Source organism: Arthrobacter sp. UC242_113 (assembly GCF_044054585.1).
Classification (GTDB): Bacteria; Actinomycetota; Actinomycetes; order Actinomycetales; family Micrococcaceae; genus Arthrobacter.
Genome location: NZ_CP171968.1, coordinates 228,270 through 254,336, shown reverse-complemented (window position 1 = coordinate 254,336; position 26,067 = coordinate 228,270). Strand labels below are relative to the sequence as shown.

Sequence of the window (26,067 nt, the reverse complement as noted above, 5' to 3'; positions counted from 1 at the left end):
GGTAACTTTGTGGTTGGAACTTCCGGGCCAGCGACGTCCTTTTCCGCCTTACCCCTTTGAATGGAACCGCTCCCCCATGTCTTCCGCCCTGCCCCTACCTGCGCCCAAACGGTTACCGCTCGCCGCGATGCTGGTCCTTGCCACCATCACGTTCACGGCCATCACCACCGAGCTCATGCCATCCGGCCTGCTGCCCCAAATCAGCGAAGGCCTGAACGTCTCCGAGCCGGTGGCCGGCTACCTTGCCGCCGCGTATGCCGCCGTCATTGTGATCACCGTAATCCCGGCCGCACGGCTGCTGGCGAAGATCCCGCGGAAGACCCTGCTCATCTCGCTCGTCCTCACCTTTGCGCTCAGCAACGTCCTCGTCGGGCTCGCACCCAACTTCGCAGCGGCTATGGGCGCGCGGCTTGTCGGAGGCCTGGCGCACGGCCTGCTCTGGACCACCGTGGCCCCATTCGTCTCGCGGGTTGTCCCGGCCGATAAGGTGGGCAAGGCCCTGGCCATCGTCTTCAGCGGCAACAGCCTTGGTATGGCCATCGGAGCGCCCGTGGGCACCGCGCTCGGCGCGCTCCTCGGCTGGCGCGCCTCCTTCCTCTTCCTGGCCGGCTTCAGCCTGCTCCTCACCGGCCTGGCTGTCTGGCTGCTGCCGCAGGTCCGCCGGGTCCCCGACGCTGTCCGCCCGTCGATGCGCAAGGCCATCGCTCAGCCCGGCGTGAAGTCTGTGGCGATAGCGTGGCCGCTGCTGGTCCTGGCGCACTTCGCGCTCTTCACCTACATCGCGCCGTTCATCCGCGAAGCCGGCCTGCCCGACTACGCCACCAGCCTCTCCCTCACCGTACTCGGCGCCTCCGGCCTCATCGGCATTTGGATCGCGGGCATCACCGTGGACTCCCGGCCCCGCCGTTCGCTGCTGATCACGACGGCGGCCGTCGCCGCCGCGATGCTCCTCCTGCCGCTCGGCGGCGGCACTATCCCGGGCGCCATGATCCTCATGACTGTGTGGGGTGCTGGACTCGGGGCGATCGGCATCTACAACCAGGCGGCCATCCTCCGCGCCGGACGCGAGGACCGGGACGCGGCCAACGGCCTCACCGTCCTGACCATCCAGCTCGGCATCACCATCGGAGCGCTCTACGGCTCGGCTGCCCTGGTCCTGGCCGGCCCGCTCATGGTGCCGGTCGCAGCGGCGGTTCCGGTCGTCGTCGCACTTTTCATTACGCTGGCGGGCCGGAGGCACGCCTATCCGCCTGGCCGCAAGGAATCTCCACAAACAGAGCGCGAGGCAGCGGTACCAGTGCAGCAACGCTAGCGGCAATGCAAGCGATCCGACGTCGGACTCCAGACACTTGTCCTATCAGCTCTCCAGACGAGACTGGCGTAGGACGCAATTCAAGCGCGCTAGAAAGCTCAGACATGAGATGAGGGTATTCCCACGGTTTTAGGAGCCGGCGGCTCGTTCGAACGGCGAAGGACTTTTCTCGACCCATTGGTTCTGGGTTTCGAGATGATCCCTCGCCGCGCGAAACGCCGTGAGCGCAAGCCTGCGTCGACCAATGCGCTTTTTTGACGCAATTATTGGGGCTGCTATCAGCTAAACGACCCCGAACTGCCACTACGCCAGTTGAGCGCAGATATCAATGCTCGTACCAGAGGATCTCAGCGAGGTCAGCGTGTTGGACCCGTCATTGAGCAGGGTGTATATTATTCGGCCGTAGAACTGAGTACTGATCGGTCCCTTGGGCGTGTCAGTCGGAAACAGAATAATGCCAGCTGTTCCAGTTTCTGTGACGGTCAACGTTCCGTCACCGTTGTCCACCGTGGTCCGATTCGAGCCAGTCGGCCTAATTGTTAATGATTTACCAGTGTCAAGATTGGTATAAGTAAGGGTGTACCCTCTTCCGGCCTGGAGTATGCGGACCTGCTTGCCTTTTCTATCGAGAAAAGTTCTCACGGTCACATTCGAACCGGATGCCTCGATGCGCAGAGGGAAGTCCTCGCAGGCTTGCCCTTTTGTCGCGTCGAACACGAAGTCACCGGGGGTAGGGCCCTCGACTGGAGGGACGGCAACTGCGGTCGGTCCAACCGCCAGCAGAGTGGTGATAAACAACGCGGAGGACGCAAAAGCATGTACTTTGGTGCATTTCATTAGTTTCTCCGAGGTACTCGGCGGCCGCCTTTGGCCGCGAAATATCATTGTGAGTTACGCAAATCTAAATTGCGCTCTTAAGAGTCGGAACGTCATGTTTCTCAGTGGCGTGAGAGGTTTAGCGTACGTCCGGATTCCCAAAATAAGAAGCGGTCAGAGGTATTGATTAATACTTTCCCCTGTGTTGAGATATTTATTTCGATCTTCTTCGGAAAGCCTTGCTCATCCTTCGTTCAATGCTGCCCCGAACGACATCGGTGGCCTCGGACTGTTTCAGGGCGCGCCAAGGCGCCGGCGTTGTCATCAGGCCGCAGTGGTACGCCGAGCACGTTCCCCATCGGGGCCGGTGGTGCCCTGCGCCTCACAACATTCGCTAAGCACTGGCGAGGAGCTCAGCGACCGCGGCCTCTTTGGTTGTCGCCCACGGCACATCCGCGTGACCACCGACAACGCCGTGCTCAATCTGACCCAATACCAGACCATTGACGGCTTACAGCTCGAATGCCTGAGCGGCGAGGCGGTACGACTGCCACGCAAGCTGACCGGCTTTGACGACGCTTGGTGACCGCCCAGCCTGGCGTCACATGACCGTCGGCCTGTCAGGAGGCCCTCCCGTATGCGCAGCCCGCGCGGCCTCGTAGCTGCTGTCGAACGGCAGGGTGTCTATCTCCAGCAGCGGGTTCCTGTCCTGGGTGGCCACCAGTTCCCGGGCGGCTTCGTCCGAATCCACGCTGGGCATGGACCCGGGGAGGTGCCGCTGTGCGGATTCCGGCAGGAAGTAGATGGCGACCGCCGCGATGGCCGACGTCGCCATGAGGTAAAATGCCGGCATCAGGTCGTTGCCTGTTGCCTGGATGAGCGCGGCGATGATGAACGGAGCGGTGCCACCGAAAATCGCCACAGCGAAGTTGTAGGCGATACCCATGGCGGAGTAGCGGTGGGCTGTGGGAAACAGCGCAGGCAGCGCGGACGCGAGGATGGCCACGAAGAACGCCACGGGAAACGCGACCAGCGCCAGCCCGGCGAGCGTGGCCGGCACGGTTCCGATCGAGATCAGAAGAAACGCCGGAAGCGAAAACACCACTGTGCTGATGGCCCCGATCCAGAGCACAGGCCGCCGCCCGATCCTGTCCGAGAGGCGTCCCGTCAGCGGGATGCACAGGGACATGACCACCAGCACCGGAACCGTCAGCAGCGTCCCGTGGATCTCGTCGTAGCCCTTGTTGGTGGTCAGGTACGTGGGCATGTAGGACGTGAGGGCATAGCCCACGGTGTTGCCGGCGGCCACCAGGATCATGGCCAGCACGATGCGGCGCCAGTGGTCCTTAAAGATCCCCACCGGGCCGACGGGGCGGAGCTCGTCGTCGGTCTCGTGATGCTGGGCGGCCACGGCTTCCGCCTCCTGCGTGGCCTTGAAGGCGGGTGACTCCTCGATCTTCATGCGGAAGTAGATGGCCACGATGCCCAGGGGGCCCGCGATCAGGAACGGGATGCGCCAGCCCCACGCCTCCATCTGCCCCTGGCCGAGTATCAGCTGGAGCGCTGACACCAGTGCGGCGCCCAGCGCGAAGCCCAGATAGCTGCCCATGTCCAAAAAGCTGACGAAGAAGCCACGGCGGTGGTCCGGTGAGTGCTCGCATACGAAGGTGGTGGCCCCGGAGTACTCGCCGCCGGTGGAAAAGCCCTGGACCAGCTTGGTGACCACCAGCAGCACGGCGGCCCAGATGCCCAGCACCGCGTACCCGGGAAGCAGGCCGACGGCGAACGTCGCCGCGGCCATCATCATCAGGGTCATCGCCAGCACCTTCTGCCGGCCGATCTTGTCGCCCAGCCAGCCGAAGAAGATGCCGCCCAAAGGACGGGCGATGAACGTGGCGCCGAAGGTTCCCAGTAGGAACAGGTTCTGCACTGCCCTGTCCGCCTCGGGCAGGAACACCGGGCCCATCGTGGTGATCAGGTAGCCGAACACGCCGACGTCGTACCACTCCATGGTGTTACCCACGATGGTCCCGCCGAGTGCTTTCCTCAGGGTCCGGTGGTTGACGACGTTGACGTCGGACACACGCAATCGTCGCTGCTGCAAATGGCGCTCTGTCATGGCTCGGTCACCGCCTGTTATCAGGCTGGGCACGTGCCGCCAGATCGCCGGCAACCCCGTTTCGGTGGAAGCCCAACTCTCCGTCCATCTTCCCACCAGCATTCTGGCACAACAATGAAAAACCGCACCTTACTCACACGACCCTGGCCTCCGCCGTCGTTCGTTCAGCGGCGACTGGGATAGGCTCGCTTGCGGCCGAACAGGCCTCGACATAACTGTTAGGGCGGGAAATTCCTTGGATCCATTGAGCGGCCTGGGCCGTGACGAACTCAGCATCTTTTCGTGGGTTGCGGCCGCCGTCTTCGGGCTTGCGGCCGGTGTTTGGCGTCCCCGCAGGCTTCATTGGACTGTGCTCGGTGCCGTCCTGCTCTTCGCGGCACTCAACGCCGGTGCCGGGATCTACGTCCTGAACCATGTCGGCGACCCGCGCTGGTCTCCAGGGGAACCGCTGAACGCTCCGTCGCTTTCCGGGACGCCCATGGTGGGGCAGTTTCTGGGCCCCCTGGATTCCGCCCTGAACGCGGTGTTCGACGGAATGAACGCGTTCATGGCATTCCAGCAGGCACTGCCCGTAGCGTTGGGCTTCCTTGGCACGTCCGGCTGGGCCCTGCTGGTGTCTTTCCCGCTTGGCATTCTCGCCACGGTCGTCAGTTACTTCATGGAAAGGCGCCGAAAGGCGGACTTCGATAAATACCGTGCCACCGTTGACCAGCTCAAACTGGAGCTTGAGCTGGTGAAGCGGCAGATCTCGTCAGGGAATCCCGTCGGCACGGCACTTCCTGCAGGGGCCGCCGACAGGGAACAGGCGCCCCGCTGCGCGGGATAATTGAAGCATGACGGATCGGGATCACGACGAGGATCTGTGGCAGGAGTTCGACCGGCTCCATCCTGCAGGACCCGACCGCGTCCGCGGACTGCCCGGCGGACAGCCGCAGGGCTTTGGTTTCCGCACAGGTGTGCGCAGTGCCAAGGTGGCTCTGGGGTTCGCCGTCTACGCCCTGGCGCTTGGAACCATGCTGGTCCTCACCGGCGCGGTGGTGTTCATCAGCCACGGGCGGTGGCTGCTGCTCGGACTGATGGTGCTGATCGAGGCCGTCTTCATCTTCGCCTTCAGCCGGCTGGCGCGCCAAGCACGCAACCGGCGCTCTGCCCAGTAACGGTGGCCAGAGGACGACGGCGGGATGCACCGCCGTCGTCCTCTGTTTCGGTTTTGTTCTTACTGGTCCGACGCCGGGTCCGTACCGCCCGCTGACACCAGCGGTCCGAGCATCAGACTTCCCGGTTTGAACTCCTCACCGCATTCCGCACACAGGACCAGCGGCTTCAGGTCGGCCCCGCAGCTGTGCTTGTAGGAGGCACGGGGCGTCTCGTCGCGCATCCACGTACTGCTCCAGGCCGCGAGTGAAATGAGGATGGGCGCGACTTCGGCTCCGGAAGTTGTGAGGTGATATTCGTAGCGCGCGGGGCGCTCGGAGTACTGGACGCGTTCGATCACGCCACGGTTTTCGAGGGTGCGCAGTCGGCCCGTCAGGATGTCGCGGGATGCGCCTGTGTTGCGCGCGATCTGATCGAACCGATGAACGCCGAGCGACATCTCACGAAGCGCCAGGAGTGCCCATCGCTCCCCCAGCACGTCCAGGCCCGCCGCGATGAAACATGCCCTCGGAGCATCCACTGCCTTTTCGGTCGGCCGATTCATTGTTCACCTGCTTTCGGTACTTTCTCCAATCATACAGTCAGTTGGAAAATCCAACTAACTCCGCTAACCTGAGACTCTGAGGCCGCGGCAACCGTGCCGCCGCTCGATCCGACACCAGGAGAAACCATGCCACTGCTATCTGGCGCCGTCGTCCTTGTCACCGGTGCGAACGGCGGCTTGGGCCGTGAGCTCGTGGAACAGGCCCTCGACCGGGGCGCTGCGAAGGTGTACGCAACAGCCCGCCGTCCGCAAGAGTGGAGCGACTCCCGGATCATCCCTCTCGCCCTCGACATCACCAACGCCGACTCGATCCGGGCCGCCGTCACCCAGACCCGGGACGTCACGGTCCTGATCAACAACGCCGGCATGAGCGTCGAATCGGACACTCTGCTGGCGCTCTCCGACGGGGAGTTCCGTGGAGTCATGGAGACCAACTTCTTCGGACCGGTCGCCCTGACCAGGGCATTCGCGCCGGTGCTCGCCGCCAGCGGGGCATCAGCGGTCCTCAACATCCACTCGGTGCTGAGCTGGATTGCGCTCACCGGCGCCTACAGCGCATCAAAGGCGGCGCTGTGGTCGGCCACCAACTCCTTCCGGGTGGAGCTGGCACCCCAGGGCACGCAGGTCACGGGTGTGCACGTCGGCTACATCGACACTGCCATGGCCAAGGGCGTGGATGCCCCGAAGACCTCCCCAGAGGAAGTGGCGCGGAAGGCGTTCGATGGACTCGAGCAGGGTGATTACGAGGTCATCGTGGACGACATCAGCGCCGGAGTGAAGCTGGGCCTGTCGGGTCCGATCTCGGATCTGTACCCTGCCCTGGCTGCCAACGCCGCGGCATGACGGCGCCAAACCTCTGCAGAGAGCCTGAGGAGTAAATCCCCATGTCAACCAACACCTCGGCGGAACGCTCGGAAACCTTCACCTGGACGGATCCGGCAATCGCGCTCGAACAGCTGCCGCAGCTGTCGGGCCTGGACTACTTTTCCGGCCTCCGCGACGGCAGCATTGCACCGCCGCCGATCGCTTCCCTCATGAAGTTCGATCTCGTCGACGCGAAATACGGACACGTCGAGTTCCAATGCGAGCCGGGAGAAGCGCACTACAACCCCCTCGGAATGGTGCACGGCGGCCTGGCCTGCACGCTCCTCGACACGGTACTCGGCTGCGCAGCACACAGTACGTTGGAAGCCGGGATCGGCTACACCTCCATCGACCTGGCGGTCAAGTACCTGCGGCCCATCACGCTCCAGAAAGGCGCTCTTCGGGCAGAGGGGTCGGTGGTGAAATCCGGCCCGCGGGTGATATTCACCGAAGGCCGCCTCAGCACCGCCAGCGGAGAACTCCTCGCCACCGCGACGAGCACGCTGCTCATCTTCCCCCACCAACCGGACGGACCGACGAGATGACTGATACCGGCACCATTGCGGCGCTGGCGCCGGCCCCTCAGGATCGCGCCCTGCCCCCGGCCACCCCCTCGGGAATGCCGGCTTTGAGCCGCTTCGGCATTCCATTGGGCCTTGCCGGACTCGGCGGCGGCTGGTCCGCCGCGAGGAGCTCCCTCGGATCCCCGATGTGGCCTGAGGAAATTCTGTACGGAGCAGCCAGCACTCTGTGGCTGATCCTGACCGCCCTCTACGTGTTCCGCGGCCTTCGTCAAAAAGGAGCATTCCGGGCCGACCTGAGACATGAACTGGCGGGGCCGTTTGCGTCCTTCATCCCGTTGGTGGGGATCCTGCTTTCGGCGCACTACAGCCAGTACCTGCCGCCATGGGGCGCCTGGCTGTGCATGGCTTTCATTGCCGCCCTTGCCATCGTCGCCGCCCAGCTCCTCGCCCACTGGGTCACCGACGGGGTATCCATGCAATCCATCCATCCCGGCTACCTGCTGCCCGTCGTGCCCGGATTCTTCGTCGCCAGCATCGGATTCTCAAGCATCCATGCCCATGATGCGGCCCTGGCAGCGTACGGCGTCGGCGCGTTCTTCTGGCTGGTCATGGGAACCGTCGTCACCGTGCGGCTGATGACCGGCGGCGAGGTGCCGCCAGCCGCCAAGACCGGACTGTCCGCGTATCTGGCTGCGCCTGCAACGGCCAACATCGCCTGGATGGTGGCACATCCGGGGCCCGTGGGGGCAGTGCAGCTCGGCCTGACAGGCGTGCTGGTGATCATGGCGCTGATGCAGGTCATGCTCCTGGCCGAGTACCGCAAGCTTCCCTTCACGCAGATGTTCTGGGTATTCACCTTCCCTGTTGGTGCAACCGCGAACTATTCCATCCGCTGGCTTGCAACAACGGATCTCCCCGGCCGTGAAGTTTACGCCTGGACGGTTCTCGGCCTCGCGACAGCCTTTACTTTGGCCATTGCAGTCCGCACCGCGCCGGCACGAAGTGCCCGCCGAAGCGGCCGCGCAGGCCGCTGACGAGACCATCGCCGGGACGTTTACGCAGTCTTCCGCTCCCGCCACAGCAGCGAGACCACGAACGTCACCGCGCTCAGCGCCAGCATCACCAGTACGATCCGGCCCCAGTTCTCCTGGTTGACGCCGGTGCTGTAGAAGATGCCGATCATCACGGTGGCGCTGATGGCGCCGACGTACCGGCAGGTCTGGAAGATCCCGGCGGCCACTCCCCTGTCCTCGGGCGCGGCCGAGAGGTACAGCCCCTGGTTGGAGGCGATGCTGACCGACCCATACGGCACGCCCATCAGGGCGGTCAGTACCAGCACTAGCGGGATGAAGAACGACGCCGTCAGGAGCCAGAGTGCCGCTGCCGCCACCGCCAAAAGTACGACGCCGGCAAGCAGCACCCGCCGCACCCCGAACCTGTCGATCGCGCGGGCAGCCAGTGGCGTGACGACCACCGACATGGCGGCGAGCGGCAGCATCAGCACGCCGACCAGGCCGGGGTCATATCCGGCGGCGTCCTGCAGCAGCTGGGGCAGCCCGAAGAACGCGAAGTAGTAGACGCCGCTGAACACCGTGAAGCCCAAGTACACCAGCAGCAGCGGCCGGTTCCTGCCCAGCAGCCGCAGGTCCAGGAACGGGCGATTGAAGCTCAGCTCGCGCCAGGCGAACAGCACGGCGAACACCATCGCACCGCCGAGCAGCCACCAGCGGAGGCCGGGCAGCGCATTCAACAGTCCCATGAGCAGCAGCACCATGCTGCCCACGAAGGCGAGGATGCCGGGTATATCCGAGTCACGCAGCAGCGTGGCGATGCTGCCGTGCTCCCGCCGCTGGTCCGCGGGGGCGTACTTCCGCACGACGAGCAGGGCGGCCAGCGCCAGCGGCACGTTGATCAGGAACAGCGCCTGCCAGCCGACCAGACTCACCAGCAGACCGCCGACCACCGGGCCGACCGCGGCCCCGGACGTGTTGGCCATCTGGATCCGGCCCAGAGGGCGGGTGGACGGCACGTCGGCCTGCCTGGCCAGTTCCCCGACCATGACGACGGCGCTCGGGTACGCCGTCGCGGTCCCCAGCGCCATGAGCGCGCGGGCGATGCAGACGAACACGAAGTTGGGCGAGAAGGGCGCCAGCGCGCAGGCCACCGCCACCAGGGCCATTCCGAGCATGAAGAGCTTCCGCGGCCCGAACCGGTCGGCCAACCTGCCCATCAGAGGCTGGCCGGCGGCCGAGGTGATGTAGAAGGCGGTGATCACCCAGGTGACCGTGGCGACGTCGAGCCGGAAGTCCTCGCGCAGCACCACCAGTGCGACGGCGATCATCGATGAGTTCAGCGGGTTCAGCGACGTGCCCAGGCTGAGGCCGGCAACGGCGAGGCCTGTGCGCTGGCGAGTTTGGTTGCCGGTGGGGGGAGAGTTGCTCACGGCAACAGTCTTTCGCACCACGGGCGCAAGTCCACAATATTGGCAGTAAGCGCGCCAGCGTAGCACGGTAAAGCCGACACGCTTTTGCGGCCCACGTCACATTGACACTTCAACCATTTCGGTTGATATAACTGGCAAGGCAAATGCCAATATCACTCGCCCGCCGCGCGTGCCGCAGACTTCCCCCTTCGCGATGGTCTGCACTCGCTCTGTGTGGCGCGCACCAGAAGAATGGGGACAAGAAATGAAGAAGAGCGTATCTGCCTTGGCAGTAGCAGCAGTGGTCGGACTGTCAGCAATGGCGGCTGCCCCAGCAAACGCGGCACCGATGGCCTTCCCGAACTGCACGGCAGCAGCAGCCGCAGGCGCTTACAACATTCCGGTTGGGGCACCCGGTTACGGTTCGCACCTTGACCGCGACAACGACGGCATCGCCTGTGAAAACTCCGCTTTCGGCAGCGGAACCACGAATGTCGCTCCGGCTCCGGCTGTCGGCAACCAGGTTCCGGCCCAGGTTGCACAGATGCCCGTCGGCGGCGCTGAGACCGGCGTTGCTCAGCCTGTAAACAATGGCACGGAATTCCTTGCCATTGGCGGTCTTGCCGTCGCTGCACTGGCCGGGTCGATGATCGTGCGTCGTCGCGCGTCCGTCCGCGCGTAGGCTGCGGGACCGGAAACAACGGGTCGTATGACTAGCTCAACCAGCGCCCGTCGCAGATGCCAACTGGCGTCTGCGGCGGTCGCCGTGCTCCTTCTCACAGGCTGCGCAAGCAGCGCTTCGGTGCAATCCGTCGCCGCTCCAGCGGCAGCCACTGTTACACCCGCATCTCCAGTCCAGACTTCGGCTGCCGCCGACACCGTAGTGCCGTCAGCAACGTCTGCCTCTGCGCCGCAGAAGGTTCTGCCAGCTTCGGACCCGGTTTCCGTCAGCGTTCCGTCCGCCGGCATCGACTCCGAACTGCTAAGCCTTGGCCTTAAGTCAGACGGCTCCGTGGAAGTGCCGCCGGATGGTCCAGGCGCCCCAGCTGGGTGGTACAACGGTTCTCCAACGCCCGGCGAGCTCGGACCCGCCGTCCTTCTGGGACACGTCAATGCAACAGACGGAGGTCCAGGCGTCTTCGCAAACCTCCGCCAACTCAAAACAGGTGACCTCATTACGGTAGCTCGCCACGACGGCACGACGAGCGTTTTCAAGTTTGATCATGCTGACCATTACGCGAAGGACGCCTTCCCGACGCAGACCGTATACGGGAATACGGAGGGACCGGAGCTTCGGCTCATCACGTGTGACGGTTACGATCCGGCGACGGGTCTCTTCGAAGACAACTATGTTGTCTATGCGAAAGTCGTCGCCTAGGACAAGGCGGTGGTTCGGTGCGCAGACCAGCCACCGCTTCGTCACCATTCGGCCCTCGCTACTGGGCGTCGTCATTGCCGGATGGCCTTCGAGAATCCTGCGGCTTTCTTCGGCTTTTCTTGATTCCCGGGCCCTAGCGTGATTACGCTCGCTCGCACAAAAACTTTCTTTGGGGAAAACCATGAACGATAACTCCGCTATGCCCGCGCGCCCGAAAACCGGCTGGCGTCCTGGTCCGCTCTTTTGGATCGTCACGGCGATCGTGCTATTTATTCTCTTGATTGCCGCCATCGCCGGCGGCATTGCTGCCGTAATGGTATTTCTGGGGATAATTGCCGTTCTCACCGGACTTTACGCATTGCTCCTTAGGCGGCGCACTTGGGTGAATATTCCGCACCGAAAGGGTGCGCTGACAGTAACCATTTCCGGAATCCTTGTGTTCATGCTGGGCGGCGTCGTGGCAGCGGGGGCTGCACCTAGTACCGGTGGCAGCCAGACAGCCCTCGTGACCGCGCAGGAGACAACGGCCACGGCCTCAGCCACGCCAACCGAAACGAATCCGGCCCAGACCACCTGCTCGGCCGTCGACGAGTCCCAGACCTACAACGGCGAAACCTTCATCTGCACCGAGGGTGACGACGCGCAGCTCGTGTGGCTCTCCGAAGCAGACTCGCACAAGATCGTCGAAGCACGTGAGGCAAAGGCCAAGGCCGCGGCAGCAAAGATCGCAGCCGACAAGGCCGCAGCTCAAAAGGCCGCTGCCAAAGCGGCGGCAGACAAGCTCGCCGCGGAGAAGGCAGCTGCAAAGGCAGCGGCTGACAAGCTCGCCGCCGAAAAAGCAGCCGCTCGTGAAGCAGCGGCACGCAAAGCAGCAGAAAAGGCCGCCGCAGATCAGGCTGCGGCTGCTCAGGCGGCTGCGGACCGCGTCGCACAGCAGGCTGCCGCCGAACAGGAGGCCCAGCAAGCGGCAGTACCCGCCGCCCCTGCACCCGCTTTCGTCTACTACAAGAACTGCACTGCGGCTAGGGCGGCAGGCGCTGCACCCGTATACGCAGGCAGCCCCGGGTACGCGTCCCACCTTGACCGCGACGGCGACGGAATCGGCTGCGAATAGTGCCCCGAAAGAAAGGGGCCCGCTGTTTTCAGCAGTGGGCCCCTTTCGTCATACTCGGAGCACGTGCCCACGCCGCACCGGCTGCCGTTGAGGCGTTGGACCGGACCAAGCCCGTCGGAAATGCCATCTCATCGCTGGCTGTTACTTTGCTGGGCCGGGAGAGTGGCACAAGACAAAGGTTTTCCGCGGCACCCGACCGACCGAGGAATTCGCGTACGTCTCGAGTCGCTGCAGACCAAGAACCCTTTGACTGAATCCTTTGTCATAAGCTGTGCAGGTTGAGAAGCGCGACGAATAAGGGGGGTGCCTTCATGAACTTCTGGTGGGCGAGCCAGGGAAGAAACCATTCCATTGTGATTGACCACGGAACACTCTGGACCTGCAAGCAGGGCAACGGCGTGGTCCCTGAAGCCCGACGTCTGCTCTGGGACATGAAGCCCGGCGATATAGTGTTCCATTACGGCCAGCAATACCTCCGCGCGGTCAGCACAGTGACCCATGATTGTGTCCCCTTTGAACGTCCGCCGGGATACACAAAGATGCCAGATGAGACTGACCAGGGTTGGTTGATCACAGTCGACCCCATAATGAAAAATTTGAATCTGCCCTGGCAGCGCGTGGCTGAACTGATTCGATGGGGGTCCCCCGGCCCTCTTCGTAGAGACGGAGTCCCGGCTCTGAAATACATGTCTCGGCTGGCCGAGGAGGACGGCCTAGCGTTGGTTACTGAGCTGGGCATTTCCCCACCTGTCTCTGACGAAGGAACATTTCTTGGTCTGCCAGAGGACACTTGGGGTCTAGGGGAGACCGACGCCGTAGCGCTTGCCGCCGTTCGCCAGGAGCAGGCCGCCCTCCGCAGACATCTTCTTGGAGGACGCCCGTCTGCTCCGTGCGCGGTTTGCGGCGAGATACTGCCGGCAAAACTGCTCATCGCGGGACACATCAAGCCGCGAAGTGAATCCACCGAAGAGGAACGAAAAGACTTCAAGAGTGCCGCCATGTTGGTTTGCGCCCTCGGCTGCGACGCCCTCTTCGAGTGGGGCTACATAAGTGTCGATGACAGCGGCATCGTGCGCCGAGGACGAACTGCAGAAACGGAAGGAGTCAGGGACGCGGTCGACCTGCTCATCGGGAAAAAGTGCACAGCACATAATGAACTCACCGCACCGCAGTTCGCCGCACGATCCCACTTGGCCCAATCGAAATGAGATGTACGAGCGTTGCTTAACCGACCACAGACGATACAAATATTCCTCCCTTACGGAGATCCCGCTGGCATTCGCATGGCCGAGATAACGACCCGGACCGTTCGGGTGTTTGATGTGCCTCGAACGTTGCTGACCGATTTCCTGAGCATGCCCGAGTCCAACCAAGTGGGCCTCTATTTCCTCTTTGGCGCATCAGAGGAAGCCTCAGATGTTTGCTACATCGGGCAGACCGGCAATGTCGGCAACCGTCTAAAACAGCACACTGCAAATAAGGACTACTGGGAACGCGCATTGGTCGCTGTGTCATTGACCAACACTTGGACCGACACGCATGTGGGCTACATGGAATGGAAAGCCATTGATCAGGCGATCCGGTCGGAGCGCTTCAGGCTAATGAATGGCAATGGTGCATCAAACCGGCATACACCGGCTCCGTTGGAAGCCGACTGCAACGAATATCTGGACACGATTTCCGTTCTCCTCACAACGCTCGGCTTTCCAGCGATGGAGCCCATCCAGAAAAGGGATTTAGGCGCCCCTTCCACCCAGTCAGCTGCAACTTCGACACACCATCTCTCGTTCATCCGTCCGGCCTGTCAGGGTACTGGAACCTTGACGCCAGAGGGTCTGGTAGTGGACGCCGGCTCATATGGCCGTCCCGATGAGACGGAAAGCTGTCCGCCATGGATCATTAACCTCCGACGCAAGCTCCAGGAAAAGGGAGTCATCGAGATAAGTGGCGACCGGTTGGTTCTGGTCAGAGATCACCTTTTTGCAAGTCCCTCAGCTGCCGCCGCAACGTTAGTAGGACGTTCGATCAACGGCAGGACCTCTTGGAAAAACGCAGCCGGGAGAACCCTTGATGAGTTGGAACGAATGCGCCTTGAGACGGCCGGCATGAAGAGTTCCGAAGATCTGCGATAGGCCGACGCCCGACTGCGCAGGTCCGCCGTGCGGGGAGCGGCTGCGCTTCTTGTTTACGGGGCTACACCTGCCCCCAAACCCCTACCCCAGCCGCCGCTGCCGGAACATCGGAAACTGCTCCTTAGCCCGCGCCACAGTAGAAAGCGCAACCTCCACCGCCCGCACGCCCGGCTCCAGCCCAAGATCCGCCTCGACATACCCCATCGGATCCACCAGCAGGCTGCGGCCCACGGACACCGGCGGGGCTTGGCAGACGCCCGCCACGTACACGCTGTTCTCGATCGCACGGGCGGCATTCAGCGCCAGCCACTGCTCCGTCTTGTGCGTGCCCGGCACCCACGACGAGCAGACCAGCAGCACTTGAGCGCCCGCGTCGGCCAGGGACCGGGCCAGTTCCGGGAACCGCAGATCGTAGCAGGTCATGAGCCCGAACCGCGCTCCCCCAGCCTCGAACACCACGGGCTCGGTGGACGGTCCCGGTTTGATGTACGTCGACTCCCCGAAGCCCTGCGCGTCGAACAGGTGGATCTTCCGGTACACGGCCAGCCGCGCACCGTCCGGGCCGAAGGCCACCAGGGTGTTGTACGCCCGACCCTCCTCATCGGAGGTTTCCACCACACCGGCCACGAGCGCGATGCCGTGCCGGACCGCGGTGGCCCCGAGTTCCCTGCAGACGGGGCCGTCCATCGGCTCGGCCGCCGCCGGGAACGAGGCGTCCACGATCTTCTTCTCGTACGTGGCGTACTCGGGGAAGGCCACCAGCATGGCGCCGTCGCCGGCGGCGGACGCGGCGAACCGGTCGATCGCGGCCAGGTTCGCCGCGACGTCCGTGCCGGACTCCAGCTGCCCGAGGGCTATCTTCACGCCCGCCCCTTCCCAATGAATCCCAGAACCTAAAGCACCCCGACGCTACGCGGCGGCCTGCACCGTGGCCTTCTCCGTCGTCGTCATCTCCGGCGGCGCGGCACGGAAGCCGCGCGTGATCAGCGCCAGGACCACAATGCCCAGCGCGAGCCAGCTCAGTCCCAGCGTAATGGCGTTGCTGTCCAGCTGGGAGAGCAGGTACGCGCAGACGATGGCGCCCACCGCCGGAACCAAAACGTAGGAGACGGCGTTCAGCTGCTCCCCCGCACGGCGCCGGCGCACGTAGTGGAACACCACGGACACGTTGACCAGCGTGAAGGCGGTGAAGGCACCGAAGTTGATGAACGACGTGGACGTGGCCACGTCCAGGAAGATCGCGATCAGGCCCACGACGCCGGTGATCACCAGGTTCACCACCGGCGTGTGGAACTTCGCACTGAGCCGGCCGAAGATGGCCTTCGGCAGGACCGAGTCGCGGCCCATGGCGTAGATCAGGCGGGAGGCGCTGGCCTGCGCGGCGAGGCCGGAGGCGAACTGCGCCACCACCAGCCCGGCGAGGAACACCGCGCCGAAGACCTGCCCGCCGATCTGCAGCGCGATGGCGCTGGCCGCCGAGGCCGAGTCCTCGAACACGCCGCCCGGGTGCACCAGCTGGGTGACGTAGGAGACGGCCACGAAGATACCGCCGCCGACCAGCGCGATGAGCATGATGGCGCGCGGCACGTTGCGGCGCGGGTCCACGGTTTCCTCGGTGAGCGTGGTGACGGCGTCGAACCCGAGGAACGAGTATGCCGCGATGGCCGCGCCGGCGGAGATGGTGGCGAAGCTGGACGTGCCGTTGAAGAACGGCTCCGTGCTGGCCAGGCCGCCCGCGCCGGAGGCGGACACCACGTTGCCGATGGCCAGCGCCACGAAGAACACGATCACCAGCAGCTGGAACGCCATCAGCACGTAGTTCGCCTTGTCCGCCACCTTGATGCCCAGGATGTTCAGGACCGTGGTGATGAGGATGAACCCGACAATCCACAGCCACATGGGCACTCCCGGGAACTGCGCGCTCAGGTAGGAGGCGCCGATCAGCCAGATCACCATGGGCAGGAACAGGTAGTCCAGCAGGATCGCCCAGCCCACCAGGAAGCCCACCCGCGGATCGATGGACTTGCGCACGTACGTGTAGGCGGAGCCGGCCACCGGGTAGGCCACCGCCATCCGGCCGTAGCTGTGGGCCGTGAACAGCATGGCCACCATCGCCACGAGGTACGCCGACGGCGCCGCCCCGCCCGTGGTCTCGGCGATCAGGCCGAAGATGGCCAGGACAATCAGCGGGGTCAGGTACGCCAGGCCGAACAGCACCAGCGACGGCAGCTTCAGCGTGCGGGTCAGGGTTGTAGTCACGGGTGGTTCCTTAAGCGTTGAAAGTAGGGGGCGTCCAGGTCAGCGGATTGATCCGGCCCTGGTAGACGGGCAGTTCGACGGCGGCCTCGCCGTCCCGGAACTGGGACCAGGGACGGTTGAGGTTCTCCGTCCCGTGGGTGCGGACGTGCCCGACGGCGGCCAGGTCCAGGTCCGCTGTGAGCAGCACCGGTGCGTCCTCCCCGGCTTCGGCGATGGTGTTGCCCTCGGGATCGACGATGATGCTCCTGCCTTGGCCGGTGGGGCCGGCGCAGTTGACGCTGACCACGAACACCTGGTTGACGATGGCGTTCGCCTTCGCCAGCACCAGCTCCTGGCGCCGGTCCGGGGTGGTGGTCTTGACGACGTTGAGGATCACCTCGGCGCCCATCCAGGCGAGCTGGCGGGAGACCTCCGGGTACCAGGCGTCGTAGCAGATGTTCAGGCCCACCCTGCCGATCCCGGCCAGGTCCACGGTGGTGAACCGGTCGCCGGGGTCGTAGGGCTCGAACGGGCGCCAGGGGAAGATCTTCCGGTAGTAGCCTGCCAGCTCTCCCTCCGGCGAAAGGACCAGCTGGGTGTTGAAGAGCTGGCCTTCCGGGCCGCGCTCGCAGACGCTGCCGGGGACCAGCCAGATGCCCAGGTCCGCGGCGAGCTGCTGCAGTTCCTTGATTCTTGGCCCGTCCAGAGGTTCGGCGGAGTCCTGCAGCGCTTCGGTGCGCTGCCGGTCCGGGGTGCCGTCGCCGAAGAGGTGGAGCTCCGGGAAGACCACGAGTTTGCTGTCCGGCTTGGCCTTGAGGGCAGCCGTGACCTCGTCCGCGAAGGCCGAAACGGGTTCGCCGATGAGCCGGGGCCGGGCCTGGGCTGCGACGAGGGGAAGGATGCGTGGCATGGGTTTGTCTCCGGGTTGGGGTGTGATCCGGATAATATTAGATCAGAATGATCCAATTATGGGAAGGGGCTGCGGATGGGCCGTAAAGTAGCGGATATGACCCGTCAGTTGGAGGACAGCGCCTCCCCCGCCTCTCCCGGCAGCGACGCCGGCGCTTCCCGCACTGATGCCTCCCGCATCGGTTCCGGGGCGCTGGCCGGCATCGACCGCCGGAGTGCCATCGACGCCGTGCGGCTGCGCATCGGCATGGCGATATCACTGGGGCTGCTGAAACCCGGCGAGCGCCTGCCCGACCAGGAGGACGTGGCGCTGGGCCTGTCCGTCAGCCCGATCACGGCCCGGCGGGCACTGGCGAGCCTCGCGGACCAGGGCGTGGTGGTGCGCCGCCGCGGCCGGGCCGGGGGAACGTTCGTGGCGGACGATCCCCCGCGTCAGGTGCTGGCCGAACTGACGGCGTCGCCTGCCGAGTCCCAGGCCGTGAACCGGCTGGTGGACCGGCGACTGTTGTTCGAATGCGCGGTGACCCATTACGCGGCCGTCAACGCAACGGGCGAACAGCTGGACGAGCTGGAGCGGCTGACCCGGGAGATGGCCGACTCAACCGACTGGTCCGCCTATCACCAGGCGGACGAGCAGTTCCACCAGCTGGTCGGCACAGCCTCCTGCTTGGGGACCGCCGTCGGGGTCTATCACGAGACGCTGGCCGAGCTCTACGCCTACTTCATCCCGTACCCCATAGAGCTGCTGCACAAGTCGAACTGCGACCATGTGGCGCTGGTGGCGGCGCTGCGCGCCGGAGACGGGGACACCGCCGTCGAGATCTCCCGGAAGCACGTGGACATCCTGCACCGCACCATGTTCATGGGGCTGGCACGGGGTGGATCCCAACCTGCGCACTGAACCACCCAGATGCCCGGTCTGCCGCCCGGTGCGATACGACACTTCCTGTCCGGATCCGGAATAGCGAAGTCCGGCCACGCGGTTGTGGCAAACATGAAGGCAATCACTTACAGCACATACGGAAACCCGGACGTCCTCGAATACGGCGATCAGCCGATGCCCAAAGTCGGGCCCGGAATGGTCCTGGTCAGGGTCAAGGCAGCGGCAGTGAACCCGGTGGACTGGAAGATCATGGCCGGCTACCTGGACGCGGCAATGGACCTGGAGTTTCCCGCGATCCCCGGCTGGGACGTGGCGGGGGTCGTGGAGTCGGCAGGCATTGATGCCCGGCAGTTCAAGCCCGGCGACGAGGTCATTGCCTACGGCCGCAAGGATTACGTCCACGGCGGAAGTTTTGCCGAGTACATCGCGCTGCCGGAGCGGGTCTTGGCGCGGAAGCCTGCCTCGCTGGGATGGAATGAATCGGCGGGCCTGCCCCTGGCCGGGCTGACCGCCTACCAGGTCCTCAACCGGTTGGGCCTGACGGCGGGCGAAACTGTTCTGATCCACGGTGGCTCCGGGGGCGTGGGATCGCTTGGCATCCAGATCGCCGTAGCCAGGGGCGCCAGCGTCATTGCCACCGCCTCGGAGAAGAACCACGACTTCCTCCGCTCCCTGGGCGCCAAGCCGGTTGCCTACGGGGACGGGCTCGCAGCGCGCGTGCGCACGCTGCGCCCTGACGGCGTGGACGTCGTTGCAGATTTCGTGGGCGGAAACCTCGAAGCAACGCTGGCGGTGCTGGCCGAAGGGGGCCGGCATGCTTCGATCGCGGACAGTGAAGCGGAGAAGCATGGCGGCACCTGGATGTGGGTCAGCCCCGTGGGTGCCGACCTGCAGGAACTGGCCGACTTGGTGGACAGCCGGAAAATCCGTGTTGAAGTTGCCGAAGTCTTCCCGCTGGAAAAGGCCGCGGATGCCTTCCGGTCCAACATGGAGGGACATACCCGCGGCAAGATCGTCGTTGCCGTGGACCAGGATTCCTGATCCGGACGACGGCGGCACCTAAGCCCTGGTGCCGCCGTCGTACATCCTGCGTGGGTAGCCGGCCGGAGGCTACCGGCCGCTGCGGGCCGTGCTGTCCGTGTCCTCACCCACGCCAGCGTCCGCATCCTGGTACGCCACGGCAGCCGCGGAGGTGTGGTCCTGGACCGCTCTGTCACCGGGGCCATCCTCGCCGCCGTCGCCAACCCTGCCGCTGCGGGTCTTGACCAGGCTGGCCGCCGTGGCCACCAGGATGGCGGCAGCGATAAAGAGCAGCGAGAACCAGATGGGGATCTCAGGCACCCACAGGAGCGGCTGGCCACCGTTGATGAAGGACACCTCGTTGACGTGCAGGGCGTGGAAGACCAGCTTCACACCGATGAACGCCAGGATGACGGCCAGGCCCTGCGCGAGGTACACCAGGCGTTCCAGCAGTCCTCCGATGAGGAAGAACAGCTGCCGCAGGCCCATCAGGGCGAAAGCGTTGGCGGTGAAGACGATATACGCCTCGCTCGTCAGGCCGTAGATTGCGGGAATCGAGTCGACCGCGAAGATCAGGTCCACGAAGCCGATGGCAATGATGGTGAGGAGCATCGGCGTCACCACCCGCTTGCCGTCCAGGTTCACAGTGAGCCTGTCCCCGTGGTAGTCCGGGGTGACCGGCAGGACGCGGCGCACAAGTTTCATGAACCTGCCGTCGGCCGGGTTGGCGTCATGGCCGCCGAAGGCCTGCCGGTACGCGAGGAAGAGTAGCAGGGCGCCGAAGATGTAGAACACCCAGGAGAAGTTCTCAATCAGCGTGGCCCCGATGGCGATGAAGCCGCCGCGCAGGATGAGGGCGATGATGATGCCCACCATCAGCACCTTCTGCTGGAACTTCCTGGGCACAGCGAACCCCGTCATCACGATGAGGAAGACGAACAGGTTGTCGACGGACAGGGCTTTTTCGGTGAGGTAACCGGCGAAGTACTCGCCGCCGAACGTCCAGCCCGACACCGCTCCTATCCCGACGCCGAACAGCAGCGCGAGTCCGATGTAAAAAGCCGACCAGCGCGCCGATTCACCGATTGACGGTTCGTGGGGTTTGCGGACGTGAGCGAAGAACTCGTAGACGAAGAACAGGATGGTCACGGCGATGGTGATGATCCATACCAGAGGGGTTACCTGCATGGTGGGCGCTCCAAGGGGTAGGCGTTGACATGTACGCCAAGGTCTCCTCCGCCCGGTTGAACCGGAGCCGGCGGCCCGGGATGCGTCGCTGCATCCGTATTGACGGGCCACTCGCTGACGGGAGTACTCCCCTTGATGGGTTAAATCGTAACTGATTAACGGGCGAGGCCTCAGCCTTCGTTCCGTTGCTGCTTTTTGGCCTGCCGCGATGTCCAGCCCTGCCGGTGGAGGCGTTCGAAGCCGTCCAGGAGCAGGTCGAGCGCAAATTCAAACTCAAACTGGTCGTCGCAGCCACGGCCCACAACAGAGCCTTCATCATGGCTCGCTGCGGTAGCCACCTGAAAGATGTTCGGATAGCGTGCCGCCATCTGCTCGAAGACTGCAGCCTGCACTTCGGGTGACACCTCAACGGCGGCTCCCCCACCCGGGCCGTCATCGAACAGCTCCTGGGTGAAACCCCAGATGCGGCTGCCCATGGCGTGCATGACGTGATGGGTGAGGTCCACTGAGAAGCCGCCGGCCAGAAACATGGCGATGAAGGAGTCCATGTAGCCGAGGACGGCGTGGGTCTGGTTGGTTCGTGATTCCAGGACCTGCCGGGCCCACCTGTGCCGCTGGAGCACAGCCCTGGCCGACAGCACCCTCAGCTTGACGGCTTTCTTCCAGTCGGCGCCGCCTACCGCAGTGTCGATCTCGGAGATGATTGCCTCGACCATGCCGTCGAGGAGCTCCTCCTTGTTGGCGACGTGTTTGTAGAGCGCCATGGGCACCACGCCCAACTCCTGTCCGAGCCTGCGCATGCTGAGCTCGTCGATTCCAGCCTCGTCTGCCAGTGAAACGGCAGCCTGCAGCACACGGTCTCGGTTCAGCCGCACCCGGCGCCGCCCTTCAATCTGCTGGGTCACGAACCATCCTTTCGCCAAGTCAAATTTACGCCATTGACAGGTGTACTGCGTACACTTTATTCTCCTTTGCATGAAGGTGTACGTCGTACACCAATGGGGTTCAAGGAGCTTCCCATGAAGGCACGGCAGTCAAGCACTGATCTCGGCCGGCGTCCCACTGACGCAGGCAGCCCCAGTCACTCGGCGGGCACCATGCGAGCGGCTACCCACCGCCGGTTCGGTGCACCCGAAGTGGTCCGGATCGAGGAAATCCCGCAACCGTCCCCGCGTCCGGACGAGGTCCTCATCAAGGTCCGCGCCAGCACGGTCAGCGCCGCCGACCACCGCGCCCGCAGCCGCACTGTCCCCGCGGGTCTGAAAGTCCCGACGGCCCTCGGACTCGGCATCTTCAGGCCACGGAACCGGGTTCTGGGTATGGACGTCGCCGGCGTGGTCGAAGCCACCGGATCCGCCGTGAGCAAGTTCCGGGCAGGTGACGAGGTGGTCGCCATGCTCGGGGCAAAATTCGGCGGCCATGCCGAATACGTCACGGTCGCCCAGGACGCAGCCATCACGGCCAAACCACGGACCATGGGTTTCGAAGAGGCAGTCACGATCGTTTTCGCTGGCCTCACGGCCTGTGGCTTCCTGGCCAGCGCTCACGTCAAGCCCGGCGACGCCGTCCTCGTCAACGGCGCCTCCGGTGCCGTGGGCACAGCCGCGGTGCAGCTCGCCAAGAACCTGGGAGCCCATGTCACTGCCGTCTGCAGCAACGAAAACCGGGATCTGGTGACCTTTCTGGGTGCCGACCGGGTGATCGACTACACCGCTCAGGACTTTGCCGCCGGGGACCGCAGCTACGACGTGATCGTGGACTGCGTCGGCAATGCTCCCTTCAGCCGGGTATCCAACTGCCTGAACGCGGGCGGCAAACTGCTTCTCGTCGTCGCCGATCTGAAAGGGATTCTCCAGGCGTCCGCCAACAGCCGCAGAAGCGGAAAACTGGTCACCGCCGGCGACTTGAAGCTCAGGTACACCGCCGAGGACCTCGCATGGCTCGTCCGCCTCGCGGAAGCGGGCGGATACAGGGCCGTCATTGACCGGACCTACGCCCTTCCCGAGATCATCGAGGCGCACCGCTATGTGGATGCCGGACGCAAAAAGGGAAACGTCCTCCTCCGCGTCGCCGGCGAATAGGAGATTCCCGTGAACGCCACCGAAAACACTGCCGCTCAAGCTCTGGGCCCCGGCAACCACAGGCCCGGCTCCCGACGAGGACCTCGGCATCGCTGGCTGGTGCCGGCGGGCCTGATCTTCCTCACCCTCATCCCCTTGATCGCCGGCGCGGCACGCCTCACCGAACTGACCGGCGGCGCCACCATCACCCCCAGGAACGAGAGGTTCTTCACCTCCCCCGTCCCGGTGGTTACGCACATCGTCAGCGTCACCGTTTACTCCCTCCTGGGGGCTTTCCAATTCACCCCATCCCTGCACCGGGGCGGGCGCAGCTGGCACCGCACGGCGGGACGTATCCTGATACCCGCGGGATTCCTGGTGGCCCTGTCCGGACTGTGGATGGCCCTGTTCTACGCGCTGCCACCCAGCGACGGGCTCCTCCTGCTTATCCTCCGGCTGGTCTTCGGCAGCGCCATGCTGGTGAGCCTGATCCTCGGGGTCCTTGCCATCACCCGCCGGGACTTCGCCAAACACGGCGCCTGGATGACGCGGGCTTACGCCATCGGAATTGCGGCGGGAACACAGGGCATCATCCTCATCATCCCCGAGCTGCTGACCGGGCCGCCCGACGTGACAACCCGGGCCGTCCTCATGGGGGCAGCCTGGATGATCAATCTGACCGTGGCCGAATACGTCATCCGCCGCCGGGCCCGGAGCAACAGGAAGGCACCGCCAACCCGGGCCGACCGGGCGGCGACAACCTTCCCTGAGCGATAAATACCTCCACAAATACCTGCGAGCGCGAGACCGGTTACGGGGTCTTCGGCCGAAGCGCAACCAGCCAGCCGGCCCACTCGCGGGCGGCGCTGAACGTCCAGCTCTTCGTCCCGCTCGGTCCCGCGGCCGCTTGGGTGCCGTCGGCAAGCTCGAAGCGGCGTGCACCCGTCTCCACTGCCTGCGCCATCCCGGCCGGCGAAGTCAGGGTAACCGAGCTGGAGTTGACGCTCATGCATCCGACGAGCATCGCGTTCGCGGTGGTGGTGGTCACTGCTGGAACGGTGCCCGAGGAGGCTGCCGCGCCCGACGCAGACGTGGCGGCCGTGTCCAGCCCCGAGGCTCCCGAGTACCTCGCGATGCCGCCTCCGCTCGTCGTCGAGGTTGTCGTCCAGGCATAGCTGGCCGGCTCGGTTGTGGTGGCCACCTTGTAGTACCCGTAGACTTTCGGGTTTGCGATGCTGGTCACCGCCGCCAGCCGCGTCCAACCGGCCGGGGCACCAGTTGTGCCGATGGTGCCGCCGCTGAGGGCGACGCAGCTGACCAGCAGGTCGCCCTGGACCACATTGGCCGGCTTGGGGATCGTGAGCGTGGTGGCCGCCGTGCTGTTCGTCGCTTGGCTCACCGACGCCCGGACGATGGTGCTGCCCGTGCCGCTGGTGCTGATGGTCCAGCTCTGCGTCGCTGCTGTCGTGTCGGTGTTGCCGGCCGCGTCGGTGGCCCAGACAGAAAAGGTGTGGGTTCCGGCGGACAGCCCGGTGTAGCTCTGGGGTGAGGTGCACGCGGTGCGCGCCGCACCGTCCAGGCTGCACTGGAACGTCGAATTGGCTTCATTTGAGGTGAACGCGAACGAGGCGCTGGTCGACGTCGAAGTGGCAGGGGGTCCCGACGTGATCGTCGTGTCCGGAGGTGTGGTGTCCCCGCCCGGGGGCGCCGTGTCCACGGTCCACGTGTAGCTGGCGGGGGCCGGGTCAACACCATTCTGGTCAGAGGCTCGAACCTGGAAGGTGTGCGAGCCGCTGGACAGTCCCGTGTACGACGCCGGACTGGTGCAGCTGACGAATGCTGCCGAGTCGAGCGAGCACGCGAAGGTCGCGCCGGCGGAGGTCGAGGTGAAGCTGAACTGCGCCGACGTCGAGGTCGTCGGGTTGGCCGGCTGGCCTGTGATCGTGGTGTCAGGCGGAGCGGGAGTGCCCGGCGCGGCCCCGATCTTGCGCGGGTCATAGGCCGCATCGACCAGCAACGCCGGTGCGTAGGCGGCAGCGATGGACTGCCACGGCACCGCCTTGAAATTTTGCCTCCCGGTGTCGTTGGCGGTGTCCTGAGTGACGAAGAAGCCCTGCGGGAAGGGCCCGCCGACGCCGAAGTTGGTGACGTCGATCCCGTCCATGCCGGTGACCGCATCGATCCCGTTCGCGGCCGGGATGTTGAAGGCTCCCAGTGGCCGGTTGTCGTCGCGGGCATAGACATGGAATCGGTTGCCGCCCTGGCTTGCGGCCAGCAGGTAACCGGCACCACCGCTGCCGTAGTAGATGCTGATGCCCTTGATGTCCTGGACAATATCGCCGCCGACCTCGGTGGTGCTGACGACTTTCGTCCCGGCGGTTGGGTCCCCGGGCTCGGCGCCGTAGCGCCAGATTCCGCCGATGTCCTCCTGCGCGATGTAGATCCGCTTCATCTCATCGTCGGCTACCAGGCCCTCAGTGTGGGCCGGGCCGCTCACCGTCCAGCTGCGTACAAGCCGGCCGGTCACTGATCCGGTGGAACCGTCAAGCTCCCACTGCTCGACCTTGCCGATATCCGTGACATAAGCGAAGTACTTGCCGGTATCCGGGGAGTGGTAGAAGGAGAACCCGCGGGGCGTGGCGATGTTGGCCGTGGGTGCGAAGCTGCCGACCTTCGTCAGCGAGCGGTCCGACTCGTTGACCTTGTAGAAGTCAAGGCTCCGTACGCGGTTCGTGACACCGACCAGGCCGACGCGGCTGCTGCCGAGGGGGAAGTTGTAGCGGACATCGACATTGTTCATCCGCCCGTCCGGGTAGTAGAACAGCTCCCGTCCCGACAGATCATAAACGACAAGACCGTGCCCGTCCGTGCTCTTGTCCGTACCGATGATGGTGCTCCGCGAGGGGTCGGTGGGATGGATCCATATGGCAGGATCGTCCGCGGCATCCCCTGATCCGTGTATCGGGGCAGTTTCGACCGTTGCGCTCACCGGCACTACCGCCGCACTCGCCACCGGAGCGGTGAGCCCCACAAGTAGCCCGGCAAGCAGTCCAGCCGACGTCAGCACGGCAGCAAGCTTCGATTTGAGTGTCATGTCTGGCCCCAATTTTTTGATGCCGCACCCGGGCGGCGACGACGTGTGCGAGAGTCGCTTGAGGTGCAGACGGACGCGAATGCACCTGGCGGAGAGAACAAAAGCACCGCCACAGTTCAAGGACCGCGATGACCGCGGGGCCACCGGGAGATAAAAGATTCTTCCAAGCCTCCTTGGAAAAACCTTGAAGCCACCGGGTGGGGCACCCCGAGGATGGGGGTGCGGGAAACTGCCCACGCGCGGTTTTCAGGAGTAGGCTATGGGCGTCGGCAGGATTCCTGCGACTCCTTGCCGC

Annotated in this window: 26 protein-coding genes; 16 read left to right on the top strand and 10 right to left on the bottom strand. The window is 64.6% G+C overall.

The genetic code is table 11. The features are described from left to right. Positions 1-76: 76 nt before the first annotated feature. The gene (locus ACHMXB_RS01145; RefSeq protein ID WP_395402039.1) at positions 77-1,312 is read left to right on the top strand and encodes an MFS transporter; all 1,236 of its coding nucleotides are present in this window, start codon (positions 77-79) and stop codon (positions 1,310-1,312) included. A 303-nt stretch (positions 1,313-1,615) separates the two neighbouring features. Here ACHMXB_RS01145 and ACHMXB_RS01140 read toward each other — a convergent pair whose 3' ends face one another. Beyond that, on the bottom strand, positions 1,616-2,149 hold the full coding sequence (locus ACHMXB_RS01140; RefSeq protein ID WP_395402037.1) for a hypothetical protein: 534 nt from the start codon (positions 2,147-2,149) through the stop codon (positions 1,616-1,618). 436 nt (positions 2,150-2,585) lie between these two features. Here ACHMXB_RS01140 and ACHMXB_RS01135 point away from each other — a divergent pair, with 436 nt between their 5' ends. Then, positions 2,586-2,714 (top strand): hypothetical protein, encoded by a 129-nt coding sequence (locus ACHMXB_RS01135; protein ID WP_395402035.1) that lies wholly within the window; start codon positions 2,586-2,588, stop codon positions 2,712-2,714. Positions 2,715-2,729: 15 nt separating this feature from the next. Here the strand turns inward: ACHMXB_RS01135 and ACHMXB_RS01130 are convergent, their stop codons facing one another. Continuing rightward, positions 2,730-4,247, bottom strand: a complete 1,518-nt coding sequence (locus ACHMXB_RS01130) for an MFS transporter (protein ID WP_395402033.1) — start codon at positions 4,245-4,247, stop codon at positions 2,730-2,732. A gap of 235 nt (positions 4,248-4,482) precedes the next feature. On the opposite strand from ACHMXB_RS01130, the gene ACHMXB_RS01125 reads away from it, so the two are divergent. Continuing rightward, complete coding sequence (locus tag ACHMXB_RS01125; protein ID WP_395402031.1) at positions 4,483-5,073, top strand: hypothetical protein; 591 nt, start codon at positions 4,483-4,485, stop codon at positions 5,071-5,073. A 7-nt stretch (positions 5,074-5,080) separates the two neighbouring features. After that, on the top strand, positions 5,081-5,404 hold the full coding sequence (locus tag ACHMXB_RS01120; protein WP_395402029.1) for a hypothetical protein: 324 nt from the start codon (positions 5,081-5,083) through the stop codon (positions 5,402-5,404). Positions 5,405-5,463: 59 nt separating this feature from the next. On the opposite strand, the gene ACHMXB_RS01115 is transcribed toward ACHMXB_RS01120, so the two are convergent. Continuing rightward, positions 5,464-5,946: a winged helix-turn-helix transcriptional regulator gene (locus ACHMXB_RS01115; protein ID WP_395402027.1), complete on the bottom strand. Its 483-nt coding sequence runs from the start codon at positions 5,944-5,946 to the stop codon at positions 5,464-5,466. Positions 5,947-6,072: 126 nt separating this feature from the next. Between ACHMXB_RS01115 and ACHMXB_RS01110 the strand changes: the two genes are divergently transcribed. From ACHMXB_RS01110 to ACHMXB_RS01100, 3 genes are read left to right on the top strand one after another with little or no spacing between them, the layout of a single operon-like run. Next, complete coding sequence (locus ACHMXB_RS01110; RefSeq protein WP_395402025.1) at positions 6,073-6,789, top strand: SDR family oxidoreductase; 717 nt, start codon at positions 6,073-6,075, stop codon at positions 6,787-6,789. Positions 6,790-6,830: 41 nt separating this feature from the next. Next, positions 6,831-7,355, top strand: a complete 525-nt coding sequence (locus ACHMXB_RS01105) for a PaaI family thioesterase (protein ID WP_395402023.1) — start codon at positions 6,831-6,833, stop codon at positions 7,353-7,355. After that, complete coding sequence (locus ACHMXB_RS01100; protein WP_395402021.1) at positions 7,352-8,368, top strand: TDT family transporter; 1,017 nt, start codon at positions 7,352-7,354, stop codon at positions 8,366-8,368. Before ACHMXB_RS01105 ends, ACHMXB_RS01100 begins: the two co-directional genes overlap by 4 nt. 20 nt (positions 8,369-8,388) lie before the next feature. Here ACHMXB_RS01100 and ACHMXB_RS01095 read toward each other — a convergent pair whose 3' ends face one another. After that, complete coding sequence (locus ACHMXB_RS01095; protein WP_395402019.1) at positions 8,389-9,777, bottom strand: MFS transporter; 1,389 nt, start codon at positions 9,775-9,777, stop codon at positions 8,389-8,391. A 244-nt stretch (positions 9,778-10,021) separates the two neighbouring features. Between ACHMXB_RS01095 and ACHMXB_RS01090 the strand changes: the two genes are divergently transcribed. The 5 genes from ACHMXB_RS01090 to ACHMXB_RS01070 all read left to right on the top strand — a co-directional run bounded on the left by ACHMXB_RS01090 (position 10,022) and on the right by ACHMXB_RS01070 (position 14,380). After that, positions 10,022-10,438 carry an excalibur calcium-binding domain-containing protein gene (locus tag ACHMXB_RS01090; protein WP_395402017.1) on the top strand — a complete coding sequence of 139 codons (417 nt, stop codon included), beginning with the start codon at positions 10,022-10,024 and terminating at the stop codon, positions 10,436-10,438. A 27-nt stretch (positions 10,439-10,465) separates the two neighbouring features. Beyond that, complete coding sequence (locus ACHMXB_RS01085) at positions 10,466-11,134, top strand: class F sortase (protein WP_395402015.1); 669 nt, start codon at positions 10,466-10,468, stop codon at positions 11,132-11,134. Between the two features lie 382 nt (positions 11,135-11,516). After that, complete coding sequence (locus ACHMXB_RS01080; protein WP_395402013.1) at positions 11,517-12,248, top strand: excalibur calcium-binding domain-containing protein; 732 nt, start codon at positions 11,517-11,519, stop codon at positions 12,246-12,248. 278 nt (positions 12,249-12,526) lie between these two features. Further along, positions 12,527-13,456, top strand: coding sequence for a hypothetical protein (locus tag ACHMXB_RS01075; protein WP_395402011.1), 930 nt, complete (start codon positions 12,527-12,529; stop codon positions 13,454-13,456). 75 nt (positions 13,457-13,531) lie between these two features. Further along, complete coding sequence (locus ACHMXB_RS01070; RefSeq protein WP_395402009.1) at positions 13,532-14,380, top strand: GIY-YIG nuclease family protein; 849 nt, start codon at positions 13,532-13,534, stop codon at positions 14,378-14,380. An 81-nt stretch (positions 14,381-14,461) separates the two neighbouring features. Here ACHMXB_RS01070 and ACHMXB_RS01065 read toward each other — a convergent pair whose 3' ends face one another. The 3 genes from ACHMXB_RS01065 to ACHMXB_RS01055 are packed head-to-tail and all read right to left on the bottom strand — an operon-like array spanning position 14,462 to position 17,528. Next, positions 14,462-15,244 carry a carbon-nitrogen hydrolase family protein gene (locus ACHMXB_RS01065; RefSeq protein ID WP_395402007.1) on the bottom strand — a complete coding sequence of 261 codons (783 nt, stop codon included), beginning with the start codon at positions 15,242-15,244 and terminating at the stop codon, positions 14,462-14,464. Positions 15,245-15,289: 45 nt separating this feature from the next. Beyond that, entirely contained in the window at positions 15,290-16,639 is a 1,350-nt protein-coding gene (locus tag ACHMXB_RS01060; RefSeq protein WP_395402005.1) for an APC family permease, read from the bottom strand. Positions 16,640-16,649: 10 nt separating this feature from the next. Further along, positions 16,650-17,528, bottom strand: coding sequence for a carbon-nitrogen hydrolase family protein (locus ACHMXB_RS01055; RefSeq protein WP_395402003.1), 879 nt, complete (start codon positions 17,526-17,528; stop codon positions 16,650-16,652). A 96-nt stretch (positions 17,529-17,624) separates the two neighbouring features. Here ACHMXB_RS01055 and ACHMXB_RS01050 point away from each other — a divergent pair, with 96 nt between their 5' ends. Further along, the gene (locus ACHMXB_RS01050) at positions 17,625-18,428 is read left to right on the top strand and encodes a FadR/GntR family transcriptional regulator (protein WP_395402001.1); all 804 of its coding nucleotides are present in this window, start codon (positions 17,625-17,627) and stop codon (positions 18,426-18,428) included. Positions 18,429-18,521: 93 nt separating this feature from the next. Continuing rightward, positions 18,522-19,451: an NADP-dependent oxidoreductase gene (locus tag ACHMXB_RS01045; protein WP_395401999.1), complete on the top strand. Its 930-nt coding sequence runs from the start codon at positions 18,522-18,524 to the stop codon at positions 19,449-19,451. A 69-nt stretch (positions 19,452-19,520) separates the two neighbouring features. Here the strand turns inward: ACHMXB_RS01045 and ACHMXB_RS01040 are convergent, their stop codons facing one another. Beyond that, positions 19,521-20,618 carry a TerC family protein gene (locus tag ACHMXB_RS01040; RefSeq protein WP_395401997.1) on the bottom strand — a complete coding sequence of 366 codons (1,098 nt, stop codon included), beginning with the start codon at positions 20,616-20,618 and terminating at the stop codon, positions 19,521-19,523. A 170-nt stretch (positions 20,619-20,788) separates the two neighbouring features. Beyond that, positions 20,789-21,523, bottom strand: a complete 735-nt coding sequence (locus tag ACHMXB_RS01035) for a TetR/AcrR family transcriptional regulator (RefSeq protein WP_395401995.1) — start codon at positions 21,521-21,523, stop codon at positions 20,789-20,791. Between the two features lie 114 nt (positions 21,524-21,637). On the opposite strand from ACHMXB_RS01035, the gene ACHMXB_RS01030 reads away from it, so the two are divergent. Then, positions 21,638-22,699 (top strand): NAD(P)-dependent alcohol dehydrogenase, encoded by a 1,062-nt coding sequence (locus tag ACHMXB_RS01030; RefSeq protein WP_395401993.1) that lies wholly within the window; start codon positions 21,638-21,640, stop codon positions 22,697-22,699. Positions 22,700-22,708: 9 nt separating this feature from the next. Then, a complete protein-coding gene (locus ACHMXB_RS01025) occupies positions 22,709-23,455 on the top strand; it encodes a DUF2306 domain-containing protein (protein WP_395401991.1) in 747 nt (248 codons plus the stop codon). Positions 23,456-23,489: 34 nt separating this feature from the next. Here the strand turns inward: ACHMXB_RS01025 and ACHMXB_RS01020 are convergent, their stop codons facing one another. Then, entirely contained in the window at positions 23,490-25,772 is a 2,283-nt protein-coding gene (locus ACHMXB_RS01020) for a phytase (protein ID WP_395401989.1), read from the bottom strand. Positions 25,773-26,067 lie beyond the last annotated feature (295 nt).